The organism is Streptomyces sp. SAS_272, from assembly GCF_052543235.1.
This window is the reverse complement of the sequence record NZ_JBMNDR010000045.1, coordinates 52,752-73,901: the sequence shown is the minus strand read 5'-3', so window position 1 is coordinate 73,901 and position 21,150 is coordinate 52,752. Positions and strand designations below refer to the sequence as shown.

At 71.1% G+C, this 21,150-nt stretch carries 17 protein-coding genes and 1 pseudogene; 10 read left to right on the top strand and 8 right to left on the bottom strand.

What is annotated here, in order from left to right; genetic code table 11:
* The first annotated feature begins 530 nt into the window (after window positions 1–530).
* The gene (locus ACN6LD_RS24445) at window positions 531–713 is read left to right on the top strand and encodes a hypothetical protein (protein WP_445044274.1); all 183 of its coding nucleotides are present in this window, start codon (window positions 531–533) and stop codon (window positions 711–713) included.
* Window positions 714–726: 13 nt separating this feature from the next.
* Here the strand turns inward: ACN6LD_RS24445 and ACN6LD_RS24440 are convergent, their stop codons facing one another.
* The 7 genes from ACN6LD_RS24440 to ACN6LD_RS24410 all read right to left on the bottom strand — a co-directional run bounded on the left by ACN6LD_RS24440 (window position 727) and on the right by ACN6LD_RS24410 (window position 9,660).
* Window positions 727–3,498: a hypothetical protein gene (locus tag ACN6LD_RS24440; RefSeq protein ID WP_445044273.1), complete on the bottom strand. Its 2,772-nt coding sequence runs from the start codon at window positions 3,496–3,498 to the stop codon at window positions 727–729.
* Window positions 3,495–4,922: an AAA family ATPase gene (locus ACN6LD_RS24435; RefSeq protein ID WP_445044272.1), complete on the bottom strand. Its 1,428-nt coding sequence runs from the start codon at window positions 4,920–4,922 to the stop codon at window positions 3,495–3,497. Before ACN6LD_RS24435 ends, ACN6LD_RS24440 begins: the two co-directional genes overlap by 4 nt.
* A gap of 352 nt (window positions 4,923–5,274) precedes the next feature.
* Window positions 5,275–6,129 carry an anthrone oxygenase family protein gene (locus tag ACN6LD_RS24430; RefSeq protein WP_445044271.1) on the bottom strand — a complete coding sequence of 285 codons (855 nt, stop codon included), beginning with the start codon at window positions 6,127–6,129 and terminating at the stop codon, window positions 5,275–5,277.
* A 154-nt stretch (window positions 6,130–6,283) separates the two neighbouring features.
* Window positions 6,284–6,952: an NAD(P)-dependent oxidoreductase gene (locus ACN6LD_RS24425; protein ID WP_445044270.1), complete on the bottom strand. Its 669-nt coding sequence runs from the start codon at window positions 6,950–6,952 to the stop codon at window positions 6,284–6,286.
* Window positions 6,949–7,782 carry an NAD(P)H-binding protein gene (locus tag ACN6LD_RS24420; RefSeq protein ID WP_445044269.1) on the bottom strand — a complete coding sequence of 278 codons (834 nt, stop codon included), beginning with the start codon at window positions 7,780–7,782 and terminating at the stop codon, window positions 6,949–6,951. The genes ACN6LD_RS24425 and ACN6LD_RS24420 overlap by 4 nt, the downstream gene beginning before the upstream one ends.
* A gap of 139 nt (window positions 7,783–7,921) precedes the next feature.
* Window positions 7,922–9,118 (bottom strand): NAD(P)/FAD-dependent oxidoreductase, encoded by a 1,197-nt coding sequence (locus tag ACN6LD_RS24415; RefSeq protein ID WP_445044268.1) that lies wholly within the window; start codon window positions 9,116–9,118, stop codon window positions 7,922–7,924.
* An 83-nt stretch (window positions 9,119–9,201) separates the two neighbouring features.
* Window positions 9,202–9,660, bottom strand: coding sequence for a nuclear transport factor 2 family protein (locus tag ACN6LD_RS24410; RefSeq protein WP_445044267.1), 459 nt, complete (start codon window positions 9,658–9,660; stop codon window positions 9,202–9,204).
* 151 nt (window positions 9,661–9,811) lie between these two features.
* On the opposite strand from ACN6LD_RS24410, the gene ACN6LD_RS24405 reads away from it, so the two are divergent.
* The 5 genes and pseudogenes from ACN6LD_RS24405 (at window position 9,812) to ACN6LD_RS24385 (ending at window position 14,738) form a co-directional block, all read left to right on the top strand.
* Window positions 9,812–10,702 carry a LysR family transcriptional regulator gene (locus ACN6LD_RS24405; protein WP_319195107.1) on the top strand — a complete coding sequence of 297 codons (891 nt, stop codon included), beginning with the start codon at window positions 9,812–9,814 and terminating at the stop codon, window positions 10,700–10,702.
* Between the two features lie 298 nt (window positions 10,703–11,000).
* Complete coding sequence (locus ACN6LD_RS24400) at window positions 11,001–12,179, top strand: NAD(P)/FAD-dependent oxidoreductase (protein WP_445044266.1); 1,179 nt, start codon at window positions 11,001–11,003, stop codon at window positions 12,177–12,179.
* Between the two features lie 71 nt (window positions 12,180–12,250).
* On the top strand, window positions 12,251–13,144 hold the full coding sequence (locus ACN6LD_RS24395) for an RNA polymerase sigma-70 factor (RefSeq protein WP_445044265.1): 894 nt from the start codon (window positions 12,251–12,253) through the stop codon (window positions 13,142–13,144).
* A 6-nt stretch (window positions 13,145–13,150) separates the two neighbouring features.
* Window positions 13,151–13,408, top strand: a complete 258-nt coding sequence (locus tag ACN6LD_RS24390; RefSeq protein WP_445044275.1) for a hypothetical protein — start codon at window positions 13,151–13,153, stop codon at window positions 13,406–13,408.
* A 67-nt stretch (window positions 13,409–13,475) separates the two neighbouring features.
* A pseudogene (locus tag ACN6LD_RS24385) lies at window positions 13,476–14,738 on the top strand (XdhC family protein).
* On the opposite strand, the gene ACN6LD_RS24380 reads toward ACN6LD_RS24385, so the two are convergent.
* The gene (locus tag ACN6LD_RS24380) at window positions 14,682–15,317 is read right to left on the bottom strand and encodes a TetR/AcrR family transcriptional regulator (protein ID WP_445044264.1); all 636 of its coding nucleotides are present in this window, start codon (window positions 15,315–15,317) and stop codon (window positions 14,682–14,684) included. The pseudogene ACN6LD_RS24385 and the gene ACN6LD_RS24380 sit on opposite strands and share 57 nt — an antisense overlap.
* Before the next feature lie 134 nt (window positions 15,318–15,451).
* Here ACN6LD_RS24380 and ACN6LD_RS24375 point away from each other — a divergent pair, with 134 nt between their 5' ends.
* From ACN6LD_RS24375 to ACN6LD_RS24360, 4 genes are read left to right on the top strand one after another with little or no spacing between them, the layout of a single operon-like run.
* Entirely contained in the window at window positions 15,452–16,597 is a 1,146-nt protein-coding gene (locus ACN6LD_RS24375; RefSeq protein ID WP_319188582.1) for a VOC family protein, read from the top strand.
* 34 nt (window positions 16,598–16,631) lie between these two features.
* Window positions 16,632–17,582, top strand: a complete 951-nt coding sequence (locus ACN6LD_RS24370) for a fumarylacetoacetate hydrolase family protein (RefSeq protein WP_319188584.1) — start codon at window positions 16,632–16,634, stop codon at window positions 17,580–17,582.
* An 11-nt stretch (window positions 17,583–17,593) separates the two neighbouring features.
* The gene (mhpA, locus tag ACN6LD_RS24365; protein WP_445044263.1) at window positions 17,594–19,177 is read left to right on the top strand and encodes a bifunctional 3-(3-hydroxy-phenyl)propionate/3-hydroxycinnamic acid hydroxylase MhpA; all 1,584 of its coding nucleotides are present in this window, start codon (window positions 17,594–17,596) and stop codon (window positions 19,175–19,177) included.
* Window positions 19,174–21,150 (top strand): acetoacetate--CoA ligase, encoded by a 1,977-nt coding sequence (locus ACN6LD_RS24360; protein ID WP_319188588.1) that lies wholly within the window; start codon window positions 19,174–19,176, stop codon window positions 21,148–21,150. The genes mhpA and ACN6LD_RS24360 overlap by 4 nt, the downstream gene beginning before the upstream one ends.

The window sequence follows — 21,150 nt, the reverse complement described above, 5'->3', positions numbered from 1 at the left end:
GGCGGGACGGGGCAACCCGGCCCGCCCCTGTCTCTTCGAGCAGCGCGCTAGGGCTGTTCCTCGGGCTCGGGCCATCAGGCGACAGGCTCGGGTTGACGTGTGCTGATTGCGCTGGCCTCATTACCCTGTGTCGTAGGGAGTGCCGAGGCATGCGGGGGCAGGGCTGAGCACGGAAGATGCGGTGCGCCGAACGGCCGCGGTGGAGCAGGGGATTGCGTCCGGCGATGCGCTCTTCTCTCTGAAGGCATCCCAGAAGGAGCCGTCCTGCCAGAGCCGGAGGGAGCTCGCACCAAAGCACCGAAAGACATCGGCCGCGCCGAACACCTCGAGAGGATCAAGGCGTTGCGGAAGAGCGACGCGAAGATGAAGCTGCGTGCCGCTATGGTGCGGCCCGCCGACCGTCCCAAGCCGCTGGCAGACGTGCTCAGTTCGTCCAACAGCGCTTACTCTGCGCAGAATCAGGTCCGGACATTGCGACGGTGTTGTCTCCCCAAGGAGATGGAGGCCCCGCCATGGTTCGGATGTCGCGTATGGCGCTCACGCTCAGCGTCGTGATCGCAGGGTTCGTCGCGTTCCTGGCCGCCGTGGTGACAGCGGTCCTGTCGTGGCTGGACGGCAGCCGATGGCCGGCCGCGGTCCTGCATGGTGGTGCCGCTTTCGGCAGCACGCTCACGCTTGGCGCGCTGCTGATCGCCCTGTACCTGTCCGCCTGAGCGGCTGCGTGGGTCATGGCCACAGGCGGCTTACGTCCGACAGTGCCCGGCACATTTCCGTCGCAGCTGCGCTGCCTCCGGCTCCAGCGGTCAGAGGCGCCAGGTTGCCGATGTCCTCAAGGAGTTCACGGCGGGGTCGGCGGGAGGCGGCGGTCATAAGAGCCGTCCACTCGGCTCTCGCCGGATACTCTCGCAACTCCGCCGCGGCACCGGCCAGTCGCGCGAGGTTCGCGGCGCGGTCGTCAGGGTCGGTCACTGCCGCCGCGAGGGAGAATCCCTGGGTGATGATGTCCGTCCGACGCGACGGGGGTGCGGACTCCGCCAGCGCCGCGAACGCGGCCGCGCGCGTGGCTTCGTTCCAACTCCTGTCGACACCCTCGACGAGCCGGTGGACGAGTTCGTCTACCGGCGGCCGGACCCAGGGCAGTAGCCGTGCCGTTGACACAAGCCGGCCATAGTCGGTGAGGCCGGGATGGCTGAGCACCGACTGGGTGATCATGTCGAGCGATGTCTGCCGGTCGCCCGCACCGAGGTGCGGCAGGAGAGCCACGATGGCCTCGGCCCGTAGGCCGCCCGACCGCACGGTACGGGCCAGGATGTTCGCTTCGCTCACGGCCCAGGGGGCGTTGCGTACCAACTCGGCCAGGACTTCAGGCACCTGCCGCCCGTCGTCGTAAGTGCCGTCCGCCGCACTCCGTAACAGCCTCAGGGCGTGGCGGCTCCCCCACCGACCGATTTTGGCAGGCAGGACGGGCATCAGTACCGCCAGACACATCGCCGTCTCCACCGGATCGGTGAGCCGGAGTAAGGCGGCCGCCGCTGCTCGCAGAGTCGACACGGTGGAGCGCAGGCTGGGGGCGCGCCGGGCCAGTCCTGCCACGCCACGGGCCCTGGCGGTGCCGGCGAGACAGTGGCTGAGGAGCCGCCGCGCCCGCGGCAGCAGGTCGGTCGGCAGGCGCGGCACAAACGTCGCAGACGCTTGGGCCAGCAGCGGCAGCAGCGGTCCGGGACTGTCCGCCTCATACCCCCTCGACCGGGTGTCGATCGCTTCGAGAGCCTTCCATGCCGTCACCATCTGCTGACGGTCCAGGTGGTCGCTGAGAACTGTCAGGACGCGGCAGGCGGCCATCGGGTCGCCCACGCAGGCGGTCATGACGCGATCCAGCAGTAGGGCCGTGTATGTCCGATGCGCACCGTCCTCCAGGTAAGGGAGGTGGCGTGCGATGGCCAGTGAGATCTCGGTGGCGTCGTCACGCGTCTCCAGGATCCGGACAGCCCGTGCAAGTGCGGCATCCGGCAGGAACCCTGCGATGTCCGAGAGGGTACGCACCTTGACGTCGTGTTCCAGTGCGTGGTCGCGCTGAGCAGCTTCCAGGCGGGTGAGCACGTCCATCGCCTCCGCTTCGCTCCGAATCCCGCGCGCCGCCGATGCCCGTAGGAGCAGCCCGATGCTGCGCCCCTCCGTGTTCAGTGCCCCCCGGCCTCGAGCCCGCCAGGCGGCGGGCCAGGACAGAAGTAGGCGGCCGAACGCCCTGACCCATGAGGAGAGGCCACTGATCGCGACGGGCACCATCTCTCGCACGCCGGCGTGGGCCATGGAGGGAAGCGCATCGTAGGGGAAGGCGTTCCGGAACCGGCCTGGTGCGGCCACGGCACATGCGACCGCCGCCACCTGCACCTGCCGACGGGGCAGCCCAGTCACGGTTACAGCCGTGACGGCCAGCGGGATAAAAGCCCGTTCATGACAAGGGTGCCCCAGGGACTCCAGACTCCACCCCAAGAACAGGCCGGCGAGTGTGCCCGGCACGAACCGGCTCACGGCGGCCCAGTGTGACAAACGGGCCACCGCGCGTTCGAAGGGATCCGCCCCCTTCATACGCGGTAGGCGATAGCGAGCGGCTGCGAAGTCCTGCAGCCGCTGGTGGGAAGGGCCGTCGGTGTGGTTGAGAAGCGTCAGCAAGGCAGCAGCGAGCGCCGGGGAGGCGCCCGGAACGGCCGCCGGGAGCAGTCGCGGAAGCAGAGAATCACGGCGCTCAGGCGCCAGCACCGGATACAGCAAGGCCCAAGCGGTGAGCCGCTCGTCCCCGTTGAGGAGTGCTGCCCGGTTGATCAGCGTCTCGGCTTCCTGCACATGAGCTGGTGCGAGACACGCGGCATGGTGCAGCAGGTGGGCCAGCCGCTCGCGGTCCGCCCCACGTCCTGGAGTGGGCAACATGCGTTCGATCAAATCCTCGCGCGTCTGAGTGCTCAGCAGCGGTAGAGCAACGGAGATGGCCCGGCGACCCGACGCGCTTTCGGAGGTGCACTGCGCGGCGGCCTCGTGCAGGTCCTCGGAGAGCGAGTGGTCGCGAGGGAAGCGTTGGACCAGCTCGGCCAGGCGAAGAGCGCGTACCCGCGGGTCGACGATCTGGGCAACCATCATTCGGGCCCGCTCGGAGCTCCACACACCGAGGTCAAGCAGTCGACGCAGCAACCCCGAAGGTAGGTCGGCGAGCGCGCCTGGCAGAGAGGCGAGGATCAGCGCGTACCGCGCCTTGGCCGCCATCGCAACTTGTTCCTGCCCCGGCCGGGACGCGGCCAGCGCGGCGCGCAGGGCGGTGGGCAGCGCCTCGGCGCGCTTCTCTCGCTCAAGCCGCTCCAGCAGCGCCATCCGCGGGCCGCCGCTGTCGTCGGTGCACTGCCGGAGCATTCGTACGAGGGCGGTGTGGTCGAGGCGTTTGCCGGAGCGCAGTTCAAGGGCGCTCAGTAGTTGTTCGGTACGGAGTTTGTCGAACTGATGACTCACTCGTCGTCCCATTCGATGGCGGCGTCGACGAAATCGAGCAACTGCTCCTCGACAGTGCCGATCCCGGCCGTGCTCTGGAGGAAGTCGAGGAACGACTTGTGGTAGATGCGGTATTTGGGTGATCCATCGGGTTCGGTCCGCGCCTGGTTGAGGAATTCCCGCCAGGTCGCCACCGCCTGGCGGACCCGGTGGGCCGGCAGGTCCCATGTCTCGGCGATGGCCTCCGCGGTCGTTTCGTGCAGCACGGCGAACCCCTGGATCACGGGCCGGTGCAGTTCGTCGAACAGCTCCGGGTCCGCGGCCTGCATCGTTCCCCAGTGCCGGTGGTAGTACTCGCGCAGTCCCAGGGGCAGGTCGCCGACGCTCTCCATCCCGGGCAGTTCACCACTGACGATCTCCGGCAGGACTCGGCTGGCATACAAGAAGTTGCCTTCGCTGCGCTCCAGGAACCGCTCGGTGAAGTCGACTCCGGCCTGCTCGGCGGACCGTAGGATGCCCGCCATGCGCTCCGCGTTGTCCTCGATGAACGTCTCGATGAAGAGGAGCAGATCCGCGCGGTTGGCTTCACTGTCGTCCTCGATCTCGATGTGCCGAATCCGTTCCGCGTCGAGTTCGTAGGCGTTACGACCCCGCGAGGAGACGACGACGTACACGTTGTCCGGCAGTTGGCGTGGCAGGGACAGACGGTTGGTTCCCGGCCTCCCGTCATCCGCCGCCTCATCGATGGCGTCTACCACAATGACGAGCGGGGAGTTATCCCGCACGGCCGCTGCGCCCAGAAGGCCCAGCAGAAACAGGCTGTTCTGACCGGCGCGCGACGGCAGGACCTTGTGACCCACGGCGTACCGGACGACGAGTTGGGCGCAGATGTTGCGCAGGAACGCCTCGGTCGTCGATGCGCCGGAGGCGGCGATGTTGAAGTGGTGAAGCCACTTCCCACGGCGCACCAGCTCTGCCATCAGCGACGTCTTTCCGATACCGGGCTCACCGGTGATCAGGATGTACCCGGAGGGCAGCGCGGGGTCCTCGATCGCGGCGTCGATGGCGTCGATGTAGTGACTGCGGCCGACGAAGCCGCGGGCCAGGGGTTCCAGTACCCCGTACGCGAAGTCTGTGACCAAGAGATCATCCGCCAGCCCGGCCGGTGGCGCGGCGAACTCGGGCCACGCCGGCGGACCGGATGCCGCGGAGGCACTGAGGTCGGCCTGCCGTAGGGCCGCCTTACGCAGCTCTTCGAGCGGCACCACGTCGGCGCCAGTGACGTCCGCGATGCACTCCACGGTGCGCAGTGCCGGCACCTTGGAACTCTGCCGGTCGGTTCCCAGCCGGGCGTTGAGGGCGGCGGAAAGGGTATTGCGGCTCACGCCGACTTCGCGGGCCACCACGCTGACCTGGTACCGGTCTCCGAACTTCGCGGCCACCATGGCACGTAGTCTTCTAGACAAGATGGCGAGTTGGTCGAATTCCTCTGCCACAGTGGCCCCTCGTCGGGATGTCGCTGGCGCGGCGCTGGTGGCCCCCGCATTCGAAGGCCGACAGTATCTCGCACCGTTGGGCTGATTGTCCGCCGGAGTCCCAACTTGGCGTAGCGACGAAGACTCCTGGGCTGCGGTAGGTGCGGCGGCGGAGCGGATGGGATGCCTTCATTGTGGCGGCCTCAGAAGTCGCGCGGATCATGATGTGCAAGCCGGCGTCGACGGTGAGCAGCTCGAGCCCAGGTTGGGTGAGCTGGTGTGGCCGCGTGTTCTGACCGGAGCAGGAAGGACGGGCTGTCGGTCATGACGCTCCGCTCGCCAACACGTGAGCCAGCGACCGGAGAAACAGGCCCTGACCTGGCCTTTTGCGTGACTCGCTCAGGCCGACATCTTTCCGATGACGCATCATGCGGAGTGTGTCGCGATCCTTGAACCGGTCACAGAGGGCTCCTGACCTGCGATTTTGTGCGTGCGCATCATCGAGCCGGCACGACGGCGGCGGATCGCCCGGGGCGGTTACGCCTGATAGGCATGTGGGTTGGCCGGTTGGGCCGGTCGGCAGGGGCCAGAGCGAGACGTCTGGGATATAGGCAGCGCCAGGAGTGCTTCGACAAGACGGACGCGGTTCAGGCACCTGCGCCTCGTCGGTCCGGCCGGGGACGCCGGAATCGCACGGGAACTCGGCGCCGAGCCCTGAACGACGTGTACGAGGCACCGGCGTCGCAAGGGCGAGGGCCGCGAAGGCGAGGACCGCGGCCATCGTCCGAACGGCGTGGGCGATCTGCCAACGGTCCCGTACGTCGGCCCAGTTGGAGGGCGGGGACTGGGCGTTCCAGTGGAGCTGGTCGGAGTTGATGGGCAGGTTGACGATGAGCGTGAGGCCGAGAACGAGGACCAGGAGGGTGAGTGCGGCCACGGTCGGCCGTCGGGTGTTCGTTCGGCGGGTCCGGCAGGCCAGTACCGCCGTGGCGATCAGCGCCGGCAGGAGTGTGGCGACGGCGAGTCTGTCGAGGGAGTCGAGTTCGACCTGCCGGACCTGGGTGTAGACGGTGCTGTCGAAGCCGCGCAGCGAGAGTTCCAGGACAAGGACCGAAGTGAGGAATCCGGCGAACAGTCCCGCGCATACGAGGCTGACGAAACGGGCGTACTCCGTCATGATCGCGTCCTTTCGGGAGGGGCGACCCGGGCGGCGAAGGGGCGGGCGGGACGGCCGAGGCGTCTTCCTGACCTTGTCGGTCACCGTCGCGGGTCGTCGCCCGCTCCGTCGCCCGCAGCCCGGGTCGTGTGCGTGATCGGTGGCCGGCAGTTCGTCAGCTCGCGATTCCGACGACCTGCTCGACGGTGTCCGGCTGGTTCACCATGGCGAGCATGTGGTGGGCGACGTCGGCGCGCGGCACGGAGAACCCGCCCCGGATGTTGCGGTTCCACGCGGTCCGGTACCTGCCGGTCAGGGGCTTGTCGGTGAGCTTGGGCGGGCGCGACACCGTCCATTGCAGTCCGCTGTCGCGCAGAGTCTGCTCGGCGACGGCGAGGTCGGCGTAGTGCCGGCCGAACATGGTCCGGGTCAAAGGGCCGCCCAGGTGACGCATGAAGAAGCCGTCGCCGGGATCGTGCCTGGGCGGCGTCGGTCGGCCGGGCGCCGGCACCGGTCCGACGGGTGCGGCGCTGACGATGATGATCCGCCGCACGTGCTCGGCATGCATCGCCTCGACGATCGCGCGGGTGCCGAGCGAGGTGATGCCTGCGCCCGTGCGCGGGTTTCGCGGGCCGAGCGCGGACAGTACGGCGTCGGCGCCGCGTACCGCCGCGGCGAGCGTCCGGAGGTCGGGTCGGGTGAGGTCGACGGCGACCGTCCTGACGCCGTCCGGCAGCTCCCGTGGGCGGCGGGCCACGGCGGTGACGTCATGCCCGGCGGCTACCGCCTGCTCGACGAGGCGCCGTCCGATACCGCCGGTGGCGGCAACGATCGTGAGTTTCATCGGGGTCCTCCTGCAGCGAAGGCGGCACGGTGGTCGTGCGCCCAGGTGGCGTACGTGCGTGCCGGACGGTCCAGCAGCCGCCGCACGGTGTCGGTGGTGGGCCCGGCTTCGCGGGCGTAGTCGGCCAGCGAGCCGAGCAGCCGGTCGGGTACCTCGTCGGGCAGGCCGGCGGCGAGCATGCCGCGGCGGATCTCGTCCGGTGCGGCCTCGACGAACGACAGCGTCCGGTCGAGCGCCGCGCCGAGCGCGGCGACCTTCTCAGGCTGGCTCAGCGACTGCTCTCCGGTCAGCAGGTACGTCTGACCGCGGTGCTGCGGGCGGGTCAGGGCCAGGGCGGCCACGGCGGCGATGTCACGCTCGTCGACGGTCGAGGTCCTCGCGTGCGGGTATGCGCCCCGCACGGTCCCTGTCGCCTGGATCTGCCCGGCCCAGGCCAGGGTGTTGGCGGCGAAATCGGCGCAGCGCAGGACCGTCCAGTCCAGGCCGCTCCCCCGGGCGACGTTCTCCACCGCGTGGAACTGCTGCCGGAAGCGTGCGTGCCCGGCCGGGTACTGCACTGTCAGGGCGGACAGCACGACCACTCTCGCCGCGCCCGTCTCGCGGGCGCGGGCCAACAGGTCGACAGCGGTGGACCCGGCGGCACGCGGACTGAGCAGGACGGCCTCCACGCCGTCGACGGTGGGAACCTTCGCGGGGTGGACGAGCTGTGTACCGGCGGGGAACTCGGCGTGCGGGTCGCGGGTGACAGCGGCGCCCTTCGCTCCCGCCTCGACCAGGAGGCGGACGGTTTCCCGGCCGACGACGCCGGTCGCCCCGGTGATCAGGATCATGACTGAACCCCCAGTGGGTATCTCGACAAATCGATCTTGTGCGCTGGACGATCACGGTTCGTCTCGCCGGAAGACATCACGGACGAGCCGTGTGCCAGGGCCATCGGCATGCGGCACCACGTCGGCCGTCCTTCGCGGTTCAGGCGGACTGTTCGGCGGTGGCCGCCGTCTCGCGGCGCTGGGCCCGCAGCAGTCGGCGGCCCTGCTCACCCCTGGCCCAGGTGTGGGAGCCGGGCTTGCGTGCCTCGTTCACCAGCTGCTTGACGGTGAGCCGGCACACGAGTTCCTTCACCGTCGCGCCTGTTCGGCCGCCGAGGTGGAGCCGCTTGGCGGTGTCGTTCCTGTGGGCGAACTGGAAGATGCCCGCGTGGCGCCCCAGGCTGATGCACTGGCCGGCGAACCCCAGGTCGATCGGTGCGGGCCTCCTGCCCGCGATGCGGCTGAGCACCGTGTCGGCGGCGTGTGCTCCCAGCGGGCCGGCGGCCTGGCAGCTCATCCGGAACGGCATGTCCGACGGTGCCGCCGAGTCCCCGGCGGCGACGATCCGCTCGTCGTCGATGCTCGTCAGGGTCTCGTCGGTGAGCAGGCGGCCCAGGAGGTCGGTGCTCAGCCCGCTGCGGGCGGCCAGGTCCGGCACACCGAACCCGGCGGTCCAGACGGTGACCTCGCTCGTCAGTTCACGGCCGTCGCAGAGCCGCACGGTGTCGCCGGTGACCTCCGTGACCTTCGTACCGGGGCCCTGCAGCACGGTCACACCGAGACCGGCCAGCCGCCGGGCGACCGAACGGCGGCCGTTCGGGTGCAGGTACGGCCCGAGCCGCCCGCCGCAGACCAGGGTCACGGTGCGGCCCGCCTCCGCCAGTTCGGCGGCGGTCTCGATGCCGGTCGGACCCGCTCCGACCACCGTCACCGGGGCCGTGGCGGAAGCGGCGTCGAGGACCGACCGCAGCCGCTGCGCCTCCTCGAACGTGGCGATCGGGTGGGCGAACCCGGCAGCTCCGGGCACACCGGGGGCAGCGCTGCCGCTCCCCACCGCGTAGATCAGGTAGTCGTAGCCGACCGTGGCTCCGCTCGCCAGCTCCACCCCGCGCCCCGTCGCGTCGATCCGGGTCACGGTGTCGACCACCAGCCGGACGCGCTCGCCCAAAAGCTTCCGGTAGTCGCCCACGGCCGCGTGCGTCCCGCCCGCCAGTTGGTGCAGCCGGATCCGCTCGACGAAGTCCGGGCGGGCGTTGATCAGCGTCACGGTCACGTCGTCGCGCCGCGTCAACCGGTTGGCCGCCATGACCCCGGCGTAACCGCCGCCGATCACGACGACTTCGATGTTCTCAGACATGGTTCGTCTCCTCCGCTGTCAGGGATTTCGCGCGCAGACGTCGGCCTGGCGCGCAAGATGTCGACTCGGCGCGCCTTGACGGCTCACAGGACGGGTCGGCCGAGGCGCTCCGGTGCCGAGCCGCGGAGCGGGGTGGAGTCCAGGTACCGGACCTCGTAGACGCGCTCGTTGAACCTCCAGCCGTCAGCGGTTCGCTCGTAACGGTCGTGATACAAGGCGTAGTTCAGGTGAGAGCTGCCGTCGCGCATCCGTCCGAACTCCTGGACGTACGCCCGGCCGGCCGCGGTGTCGCCGTCCAGCCGGATGACCCCCGGGTGGACGTTCTGCACGAAGAACTCCCAGAGCGACTGGCCCCACTCGATCCCCGCGCGGATCTCCGCGCAGCCGACGAACTCCTTGTCGATGTGCGGCCAGCGCATGGCTCCCTCGGGCGTGAACAGCGATACGGCGCGGTCGAAATCACGCATCATCACCGCGTCCGTGAGTTCGGCCCGCAGCGCCTCGATCTCGACGCGATCGGCGATGGCCCGCATGTCGCCCATCGGTTTCCCTCCCCATCCCTGTGCGCTTCAGGTGCGTGTGCCGCCTGTCCGGCGGCGATGGATCCAGCATCAATGCGGGCGGGACGGCGAACAACGTAAGGTTCCTTGGGCTGTTCATAACCTGGTGGTTATGCATGGACGGGGGTTGTGCATGGAACTGCGTGACATCGAGATCTTCCTGACCCTGGCGGAGGAACTGCACTTCGGCCGCACCGCGGAGCGGCTTCATGTGTCCCAGGCCCGCGTCAGTCAGGCCATCGCCAAGCAGGAACGGCGCCTCGGCGTCGTCCTGTTCGACCGCACCAACCGGCGAGTCGCCCTGACCCCGGTCGGCCGGCGTCTGCGCGAGGACCTCCAGCAAGCCGTCGACCTTCTCCGGGAGGGGCTCGCCCGCGCCGCGGCGGCCGGCGCGGGGACGAGGCAGACCCTGCGCCTGGGTGTGTTCGGCCACGCCGGCCACGAACTGCGCCCCCTCATCGAGGCCTTCCGCGCCCGCCACCCCGGCGGCGACGTCCAGTTCGGCGAGATCAACGGCAGCGACCCGTTCACCGCGCTGCGCACCGGAGAGCACGACGCGCACGTGCTGTGGCTCCCGGTGGCCGAACCGGACCTCACGGTCGGCCCGACCGTGCTGACCGGAGGCCGCGTGCTCGCCGTGGCGGCAGACCATCCGCTGGCCGAGCGCGGCACCGCGTCGCTGGAAGACCTCGGTGACAACCATGTCGTCGACTTCGGCCCCGACGCCCCCGAGTACTGGATCGCGGCCATGGTCCCCACCCGTACGCCGCTCGGCCGCCGCATCCCGCGCGGGCCCGCCGCGCGGACTTTCCACGAGGTTCTCTCCCTGGTCGCCTCCGGACAGTGTGTCCATCCGCTGGGCGAGATCGCCGCCCGCTACAACCGTCCCCCCGGCATCGTCTTCCTCCCCGTTCACGACGCCCCGACCCTCCACTGGGCACTCACGTGGCGATCCACCGCCGACGGCCCCACCCTCCGCGCGCTGGCCCAGACCGCCGCCGACCTCGGCCCCGTCTCCATGTGACAGCGGATGAAGGGCAGTCGGTCGGACTGCGCGAACCCCCGGTGACCAGGCGCCGATCGGCGAGCACCACGCCTGGCGCCAGCAGCGGCGCCGCCCGTTCCGAGCGGCTCTGCGTCGAGCACATCCACGCCGAGCACAAGAAATGGCGGCCCGTGCGGCGGTGCAGACTCTTGACGTCCCACCCCCGGTGCGCAGGGTGTGACGTGGTTCACATCGGTGACCTGTCACGTCCGGTGCGGGCTGCTTGTCCCATGGGCGTCACCGGTGCCGAAGCCGGTGTTCGACCTTGGGAGATCCGATGAACAACGGCCACCGCATCGTCGTCCTGGGCGCCGGCTACACGGGCTTGTTCTGTGCCATCCGGCTGGCCCACCGCACTCGCCGGACCAGCGTGCAGATCACCCTGATCAACCCCTCGAGCCGGTTCGTCGAGCGGTTGCGGATGCACCAGATCGCCGCCGGGCAGAAACTGGCCGACCACCGGATCCCCGACCTGCTCGCCGGGACCGGCGTCACCTTCGTCCAGGGCGCCGCCACCGCCATCGACCCCGAGGCCCGGCAGCTCACCGTCGACGGCGCCGAGCTCCTCGGGTACGACACGCTCGTCTACGCGCTGGGCAGTTCGACCGACACCGGCAAGGTCCCCGGCGCCGACACCCAGGCGTTCACCCTCGACCACCCGGAGATCGCCGGTCGGTTCGCCGCGCGTCTCACCGAGGTCGCCGCGTCCGGCGGCCGGGTCACTGTCTGCGGCGGCGGTCTGACCGGTGTCGAGGCGGCCACCGAGATCGCCGAGAGCCACCCCGGCCTGGACGTCACGCTGGTCAGCCTGGACGAGCCCGGCGGCATGATGGGCGCCAAGGCCCGCGCCCACCTCCACGACGCGCTGGACCGCCTCGGCGTCACTCTCGAGGCCGGCACCCGCGTCACCAAGGTGCTGCCCGACGCCGTCGAACTGGCCGACGGCCGGCTCGTCCGCTCCGACGCCTGCCTGTGGACCACCGGCGTCAAGGTGTCGCCGCTCGCCGCCGACGCCGGGATCGCCACCGATGACCGCGGCCGCATCCTGGTCGATGCCACGTTGCGCTCGGTCTCCCACCCGGAGATCCACGCCATCGGTGACGCCGCTGCTGTCCGTCTGGCCTGGGGGCAGATCCACGGCACCTGCCAGAGCGGCCTGCCCACCGCCCAGTACACCGCCGACACCATCGCGCGGCTCCTGCGCGGCAAGGCCGCCAAGCCGTTCCGCTTCGGCTACTTCCACCAGCCGGTCAGCCTCGGCCGCCGTGACGCCGTCATCCAGTTCACCAAGGCGGACGACACCCCCCGCCGCGTGCACCTCACCGGCCGCAGCGCCGTCGCGTACAAGGAGATGGTCAGCGGCAGCCCGCTCACGACCTACCGCATCAGCAAGCGCATGAACGTCACCACCATCGTCTCCAAGGGCGGCCGCGCCACCCGCAGGCCCGCGGCATGACGGGCACTTCGCTCCCCGCGCCATGATCTCGGGCCTTGCCGCCCTGGTTGCGGCGCTGGCAACCTGAGCCGATGGTCGACGTCAGGGACGGGCAGGACCCGTACATCGAACACCGCAGGCTCCTGTTCGCCACCGCCTACCGGATGCTGGGCAGCGTCACGGACGCCGAGGACGTCCTCCAGGACACCTGGCTGAGCTGGAGCACCACGGACCGCGACGCGGTCCGCCACCCCAAGGCCTACCTGGTGCGCACGGTCACCAACCTCTCGTTGAACCGCCTCACCTCCGCACGGGCGACCCGCGAGACCTACGTCGGGCCATGGCTCCCCGAGCCTCTGCTGACCTCCCCCGACATCGCCGCGGAGGCCGAACTGGCCGACAGCGTCTCCACCGCGATGCTGGTCGTCCTGGAAACCCTCAGTCCCGTCGAACGCGCCGTCTTCCTGCTCCGCGAGGTCTTCGGCTACTCGCACGCCGAGATCGCCGAGACGCTCGAGCGTCCCGAGCCGACAGTCCGTCAGATCGCCCGCCGCGCACGCGAGCACGTCCAAGCCCGCCGCCCCCGCTTCGACGCCGACCAGGCCCAGCGTCGGCAGGTCACCGCCCAGTTCATCGAGGCCTGCGCGGGCGGCGACCTGAACGCCGTCATGGAGCTGCTCGCCCCCAAGGTCACCGCCTGGTCCGACGGCGGCGGCAAGGTCACGGCCGCCCGCCGCCCGCTGTACGGCACCGACCACGTCGCGCGCTGGATCGTGGGTTTTCTGGCCAAGCCCGAACTGGCCGACCTGATCATGGAGCCGGCCCTCATCAACGGCGAGCTCGGCGTCCTGGCCACCCTCGGCGGGGACACGGTGGGCGCCCTCTCGTTCGACCTCGTCGACGGCCGCATCCGGAACCTGCGCTTCCAGGTCAACCCCGAAAAGCTCAGCGGCCTGACCGCCGACAACAGCCTGGCGCTGCCCTGAGGAGCCGTGTCTCGTGAGACGAGGCGCCCGGTCAAGCTCGTGCTCAGCCGCAAGCAGATGTACCTGGGCACCGGATACCGGCCCTCGTACGCGTACCGCCTGCGCCTGGGCAGCGACGGCCGTGGGCCGTCTGACCGCCGCGGCGCACGAGCCGACCGCGGAGAATCGTCGTACGAGAAGTTCACCGAGTCCGTCCTGGCCGCGCACCGTTCGTCCGGCAGCCTGCCCGGTCCGGCCGCCGGACTTCCGAGGGCCGCCGCCTGACGCTTTCCCGGCGTCACGGCGGCGGCCCGCTCCCCTTCCGAGCCTCGTCCTGCCACGGAGAACTGCCCTGCTGAACATCGCGGACACTCTGCACCGCTGGTGCCGCGAGGGACGTCCCTTCGCCCTGGCCACCGTCGTCGGCGTGCACGGCAGCGCCCCTCTGCCGGTCGGTACGTCGGTCGCGGTGGACGAGGACGGCAACGCCGTGGGCAGCATCTCCGGCGGCTGCGTCGAGGGAGCGGTCTACGAGCTGTGCCGGCAGGTGCTCGGTGACCCGGGCACTCCGCGGCGGGCCTGGTTCGGCTACTCCGACGACGACGCTTTCGCCGTCGGCCTGACCTGCGGCGGCGAACTCGACGTCTTCGTCCAGCGCGTCGATCCCGCAGCCCAGCCGCACCTGTCCACGGCCCTCTGCGAGATCGACCGAGGGCGACCGGTCGCCGTGGCACAGGTCGTGGACGGCCCGGAGCGCCTCCTCGGCTCCACGCTCGCCGTGCTCGGCGGCGGCCAGTCATCTGCGGACGCTCGGACGGGGGCCCGGCGGAACGGGCAGTGGCCGACCGGGCCAGTGCCCTGCTGCGGGCGGGCCGCACCGTCCGCATCGACATCGGCGGCCAGGCGGACGAATGCCACGAACGGCTGTCCGTCCGCGTTCATGCGCATGCGTCCCCGCCGCGCCTGCTGGTCTTCGGTGCCGTCGACTTCGCCGCGGCCCTCAGCCGGGCCGGCCGCTTCCTGGGCTACCACGTCACCGTCTGCGACGCCCGCCCCGTCTTCGCCACTCCCGCCCGCTTCCCGCACGCCGACGACGTGGCGGTCGACTGGCCCCACCGCTACCTGGAACGCACCGAGGTGGACGAGCGCACCGCGCTGTGCGTCCTCACGCGCGACGCCAGGTTCGACATCCCAGCGCTGCGCCTGGCGCTCGACCTGCCCGTCGCCTACGTCGGGGCCATGGGCTCCCGGCGCACCCACGAGGAGCGTGCGCCGCCTGCGCGAGCAGGGCGTCACGGAGAACCGGTTGGCGCGGCTGCGGTCCCCCATCGGCCTCGATCTCGGAGCCTCCACACCCGAGGAGACAGCTGTCTCCATCACCGCGGAGATCATCGCCGACGCCAACCACGGCACGGGCCGGCCACTGACCCTGATCACCGGCCCGATCCACCGCCACGGGAGTCGGCGAGCCACCGGTAGGCCGGCCGCGCGACCCGACAAGGGCGCGTCGCCGCCGAGGGGCGGGCGGGCCGTCCGCTCACCGCACGGGGGGAGTCGGTCAGGCGGGGTCGGGGAGGGGGCGCCGGGCGACCTCGTGGGCGTCCTCCTGGGGTAGGCCCAGCATGCGCAGGACCATCTCGGCCAGGTTCACCGCGGCCTCGTCGCCGTCCAGGTCGGGGCGGGCGAACCTCAGCTCCACCAGCGACAGCAGGGTGCCGCCCAGGGCGGACAGGGCGACCGCCGGATCCACGATGGTGAAGCGGCCGGAGGCCAGGCCCACCTCGAGGTCCCGCATCGCCCGCCGGGCCAGACCGTTGTCCGAGTGGATGTGGCCGAGGCCGCGACGGCGCAGAACCTGCATCAGCTCCGGGTGCGAGTCCGCCATCCGGGCGCTGAGCCGGAAGCCCGCCGCGACGAGTTCGGCCGGGTCGTCGATCCCGGCGAGGCGTTCGTCGGTGCTCTGGCCGAACTCTTCCAGCGCGTCCACCACGGCCGCGTCGAACAGCTCGGCCTTGGACTCGAAGTGGTTGTAGAAGGAGCCGAAGCCGACGTCGGCGCGTTCGGCGATCGCCTGGATGCTGGCGCTGGTGTCCCCGGTCTCGGCCAGGATCTGCCGGGCGGCCTGGATGAGTGAGCGCCGGGTTTCCGCACGGCGCCGCTCGAACCGGTTGCTGGGCGGGGCTGACGTAGGCATGCGCAGAGTCTAACCGCGGGGCGATGGCGACAGCAGCTCTGATGAATTCATCATTTCCCTCGCGAACGCCTTGACGGCAAGACTGTCAGACTTGATGATTTCCTCATCGCGGCAAAGTCGCTCGGAGGGCAACCATGTCTGAAACCCGCGTCCGCAAAGCCGATGCCAAGACGGCCCACCAGGACCTGCACAGCGAGCAGGGCGCACTGCGCGGCGAGCGTCCCGGCCGCTCCCGCAATCCCGTGATCAAGGTCGCGGACCTGGCCTGGCTGGAGTTCGAGAAGCCCGACCTCGACCGGGCCGAGGTCTTCGCCCGGGACTTCGGCTTCGGCGTCGCCGCCCGCACGGAGCGGGAGCTGTGGCTGCGGGGCGCCTACGCCGGTCCGCCGTGCACCGTGATCCGGCGCGGCCGCACGTCCCGGTTCATCGGCCCGGCGTTCCGGGCGGCGGAGCGCGCCGACCTGGACCGCCTGGCGCGCGCCACCGGGTCCGCCGTGCGCGAGGCGGACGTGCCGGGCGGTGGCAGGGCCGTCGACCTGCTCGACCCCTCGGGCTTCCCGGTGCGGGTGGTGCACGGCGGCGAGCAGTTGCCGGCGCTGCCCCAGCAGCAGCCGCTGCTCCTCAACTTCGGCGCCCGGCACCGCCGCGCGAACGCCGCGCAGCGCCCGCCGCGCGAGCCGTCCCGCATCCAGCGTCTGGGCCATGTGGTCCTGGAGACACGGGTCTTCGCCCAGGCGCTCGACTGGTACCTGGACACCCTCGGCATGATCGTGTCCGACTTCCTGTTCCTGGACGGGCAGCGCGACCGAGGCCCCACCATGGCGTTCATCCGCTGCGACCTCGGCGGCGTGCCCGCCGACCACCACACGCTGGCCATGCACCTGGGGCCGGGCACCGGCTATGTCCACTCCGCCTACCAGGTCACCGACCTGGACTCGATCGCGGCCGGCGGCGAGTACCTCAAGGAGCGCGGATACCGGCGAAGCTGGGGCATCGGCCGGCACATCCACGGCAGCCAGCTCTTCGACTACTGGCGCGACCCCGACCACTTCATGCTGGAGCACTTCGCCGACGGCGACCTGTTCTCCTGCGACGTCGAACCCGGCTGGGCGCCGATGTCCACGAGTGGTCTGGCCCAGTGGGGCCCGCCCGCCACCCGTGACTTCCTCGGCGCGAGCCCGTCCCCGCAGCGGGTCCGCGACGTCATCGGGGCCCTGCGCGGTGACAACGACATGGACCTCGCGCGCCTGCTGGGCCTGCTCAAGGCCTCCACGTCCTGACCCCTGACCGTTCCCCTCCCGGAAAGACACCGACATGAGCACCAACGTCCTGCGCACCGCCGACGGATGGTGGGCGGTCCGCGGCGAGCGCGCCGTCCGCGTCGTCACCGAGGCCGTCACCACCGCCGAGCTGATCGCCGACCGGGCCGCCGTGCGAGAGGCCGCCCTCTCGGCCGGCACGGGCACGTCCGTCGCCGACCTGGTCGCTCTCTCGCCGGTCACCACGCCCTGCCGGGTGGTCGCCCAGATGGTCAACTACCGCAGCCACGCCCGCGATTCGGGCTTCACCGGCGACATCCCGCCCGCCTTCTTCCGTAAGGCGTCCGGCTCGGTCAGCGGGCCCTCCGACACCGTCGTACGGCCCTCCCACGTGCGGTTCCTCGACTACGAGATCGAACTCGGGCTCGTCCTGGGCGCTCCCCTGCCCGTCGGTACCGTCGTCGAGGAGCGGGACCTGCCCGCGTACGTCGCCGGGCTCGTGATCACCAACGACGTCAGCGCCCGTGACGTCCAGCTGACCAAGACGCAGTTCTACGAAAGCAAGTCGTACCCGACCTTCACACCGACCGGCCCGTACCTCGCGCTGCTGGAACCGGAGGACTTCGCCCGCCTCCTCGACCTGCGGCTGCGGTTGTCCGTCAACGGCGAGCCGCGTCAGGACCGCACTCTCGCCGACATGATCGTCCGCCCGGCGCGGGCACTGACCCTGTTGGCCCGCTTCCAGACCCTCGACCCCGGCGACCTGCTGCTCACCGGCACGCCCGGCGGCACCGCGCTGAAGGCTCCGCCGAAGCCGGTCGAGAAGATCGGCGCGCTGTTGCCGCCCGCCGTGAAGTGGAAGGCGTTCTTCAGGTCCCAGGCCAGGAACCCCCGCTATCTGCGCTCCGGTGACGTGATCACGGCGACGATCGCGACCCCGGACAGCCGGGTCGACCTCGGCGAGCAGAGGACCCCCGTCACGGACGCGACGGAGAACCCGAAGTGAGCCGGCCCTCCATGACTGCCGAAGCCGGCGGGGCGGAGGCGCCCGTGGTGATCATCGGCGCAGGGCCGGTGGGCGTGGTCGCAGCCCTCCTTCTCGCCCGGCGCGGAGTGCGCACCCTCGTCCTGGAACGCCATGCGGACGTCTATCCCCTGCCCCGTGCCGTCGCCATGGACGACGAGGTCCGCAGAATCCTCCAGGCCGCGGGCGTGGGGGAGGAGTTCGCCGCGATCGCCCGCCCGGCGAACGGGCTGCGGCTGCTGGACGCCCGGCACCGGACGATGGCCGAGTTCCGCCGCACCGCGCACGGACACCACGGCTACCCGCAGACCAGCATGTTCGACCAGCCCGAACTGGAACGTCTGCTGCGCGACGCCCTCGCCCGGCGCCCGGAATGCGCACTGCGGGGCGGAGCCGAGGTCACCGGCGTCGGCCCGCACACCGAAGGCCCCGTGCGCGTGACCTACCGCGACGACGACGGTGAGCACGAGGTGTGGGCCGAGGCCGTCCTCGGCTGCGACGGCGCGAACAGCGTCACCCGCGAGGCCGTCGGCGCCGTGTGGGAGGACCTGCACTTCGAGGAGAGCTGGACGGTCTTCGACGTCCGCACCGACGCCGCCGTCCGCTGCTGGGAGGGCGTCGACCAGGTCTGCGACCCTCTCCGCCCGGCGACCTTCATGCGGGTCGGCGAGGACCGCTACCGCTGGGAGTTCCGGCTGCGGGACGGTGACGAGCCGGTGCGCGACCTGATCGCGCCCTGGCTGCCGCCGTCGTATGCCGGGGACCTCGAGATCGTCCGCAGGACGCGGTACACGTTCCGGGCGCGCCTGGCCGACCGGTGGCGCCATGGGCGGGTCTTCCTCCTGGGCGACGCCGCCCACCTCACCCCTCCGTTCATCGGGCAGGGCCTGTGCGCGGGCCTGCGCGACGCGCACAACCTCACCTGGAAGCTCGCCCGGGTACTCCGACAGGGAAGCGACGAGCGGCTGTTGGACACCTACGAGAGCGAGCGCAAGCCGCACGCCCGCCACGTCATCCGGCTCGCGGTCGCCATGGGCTGGGCCATGACCGGCGGACAGGACGGCGCCGCCCGCCTCCGCCGAGGAGCCCTGGCCGCCGCCTGCCGGACACCCGGCCTGACCGCGCTGGCCGGCCGCGGCCTCAGCCCGCCCCTGACCGCAGGGCCCCTCGTCCGCCGCCGTCTGCGCGGGGGACTGGCGGGCTCCCACTGCCCGCAACCGTGGGTCACCGCCGGCGGACGGCGCACCCGGCTCGACGAACTGCTCGGCGACTCCTTCACCGTGCTCACCGCCACCGAGCCCCCGCCCTACCTGACCGCCCTCGCCCACGGGCTCGGCGTCCGGGCGGTCCCCGCCGCCGACCTCGGCGACGGCGGCGCCCTCGCCGCCTGGCTGCGCGCCGGCCGGGCGGACGCCGCACTGCTTCGCCCCGACCGCGTCGTCATGGACATCGTGCCGGCCGGGGGCCGCGACTTCACCGACACCGCAGGCTGGGCCTCCCTCCTGCACACCGGGCGCAGCTCTCTCCCACCCCGCCCCACCCTCGACGACAGCCTGCTGAGGAGCGTCACGCGATGACCGTGCCCCACCCTTTCGCGACACCTGACCCGCAGACCGTCGCGGACAGCCACATCATGGACTTCGCCCGCCACGCCGGGATGGACGGCGCCGACTACGCGACCCTGCACCGCTGGTCGGTCACCGACCTGGAGGGCTTCTGGGCCGCGCTGTGGGAGTACTTCGACGTCGACGCGGACACCCCCTACGAGCGGGTGCTGACCGAGGAGACCATGCCGGGCGCCCGCTGGTTTCCCGGCGCCACCCTCAACTACGCCCACCACGCCCTGCGCAACCACGCCGACGACGCCGTGGCGATCATCGCCCTCGACGAGACCGGCTCCTGCTACGAGGTGACCGCCGGCCGCCTGCGCTCCCAGGTCGCCTCCGTCGCGGCCACCCTGCGCGACCTGGGCGTCGGGCGGGGGGACCGGGTCGTCGGCTACCTGCCCAACACCCCGCACGCGATCATCGCGTTCCTCGCCGCCGCGAGCCTGGGGGCCGTGTGGTCGGTGTGCGGGCAGGACTACGCCCCGAAGGCCGCCGCCGACCGCTTCGGCCGGCTCGAACCCACCGTGCTGATCGCCGCCGACGGGTACCTCTTCAACGGCGCCGCCCACGACCGCCGAGACGCCGTCCTCGAACTCGCCTGCGCGCTGCCGACGCTGAAGGCGACCCTGCTGGTGGACCACGTGGGCCTGCCGTGGCCGCAGCAGGCGTACCCGTCCCTGGTGGTGACATGGGAGGACGCGGCCACCCGGACCGAGGAACTCGTCTGCACGCCCGTGCCGTTCGACCATCCGCTGTGGGTGGTCTTCTCCTCCGGCACCACCGGCCTGCCCAAGGGCATCGTGCACGGCCACGGCGGCGTGCTGCTGGAGCACCTCAAGACCCTCGGCCTGCACTCCGATCTCGGACACGGCGACCGGCTCCTGTGGTACACCACCACGCACTGGATGATGTGGAACCTGGTCGCCTCCACGCTGCTGACCGGTGCCACGACCTGTACGTACGACGGCAGCCCGGCGCCCCTCGGCAGGCGCGGCCTCCTGTGGGAGCTGGCCGCGCGGCACCGGGTGACCGTGTTCGGCACCAGCCCCCAGTACCTGCGGGGCATGTCGAAGTTCGGCGTCGACCCTTCGGCGCACGACCTGTCGTCGATCCGTGTGGTCGGCTGCACCGGCTCCGCCCTGCCGGCCTCCGCCTACCCCTGGGTCCGCGACCACGTGGGCGAGCGGGTTGTGCTTGCCTCGATCAGCGGCGGCACGGACGTGGTGTCCGGCTTCGCGGGCAGCGCGCCCAACACCCCGGTGTGGGCGGGCGAGTTGTCCGCACCTCATCTGGGTGTGGCGCTGGCCGCGTACGACGCCGAGGGCTTCCCGGTCATCGACCGCGTCGGCGAGCTGGTCGTCACCCGTCCGATGCCCTCCATGCCGCTGTGCTTCTGGAACGACCCCGACGGCAGCCGCTACCGGAATGCCTACTTCTCCTCCTACCCGGGCACATGGCGGCACGGAGACTGGATCACGGTGACGGGCCACGGCTCGGTGATCGTGCACGGCCGCTCCGACTCCACGCTGAACCGCAACGGCGTCCGCCTGGGCAGCGCCGACATCCACGACGTCGTCGAACGGCTTCCGGAGATCGCCGAGGCCCTCGTCATCGGCGCGGAGGAACCGGACGGCGGCTACTGGATGCCCCTGTCCGTGGTCCCCGCCGCCCAGGTCACCCTGGACGACGCCCTCCGCGAGAAGATCAAGGAGGCGATCCGCGCCGGCGTCTCACCCCGCCATGTGCCCGACGACATCCTCGAGGTCCCCGGCATCCCGCACACCCGCACCGGCAAGAAACTCGAGGTCCCCGTCAAACGTCTCCTCCAGGGAGCCCCGGTCGAGCAGGTCGTCAACCCCGCCACCGTGGACGCCCCCGGCCTGATCGACCACTACGCCCGCCTGGGCGCCGAACGCCGCGACCGCAGGGCCGCCGACGCATGA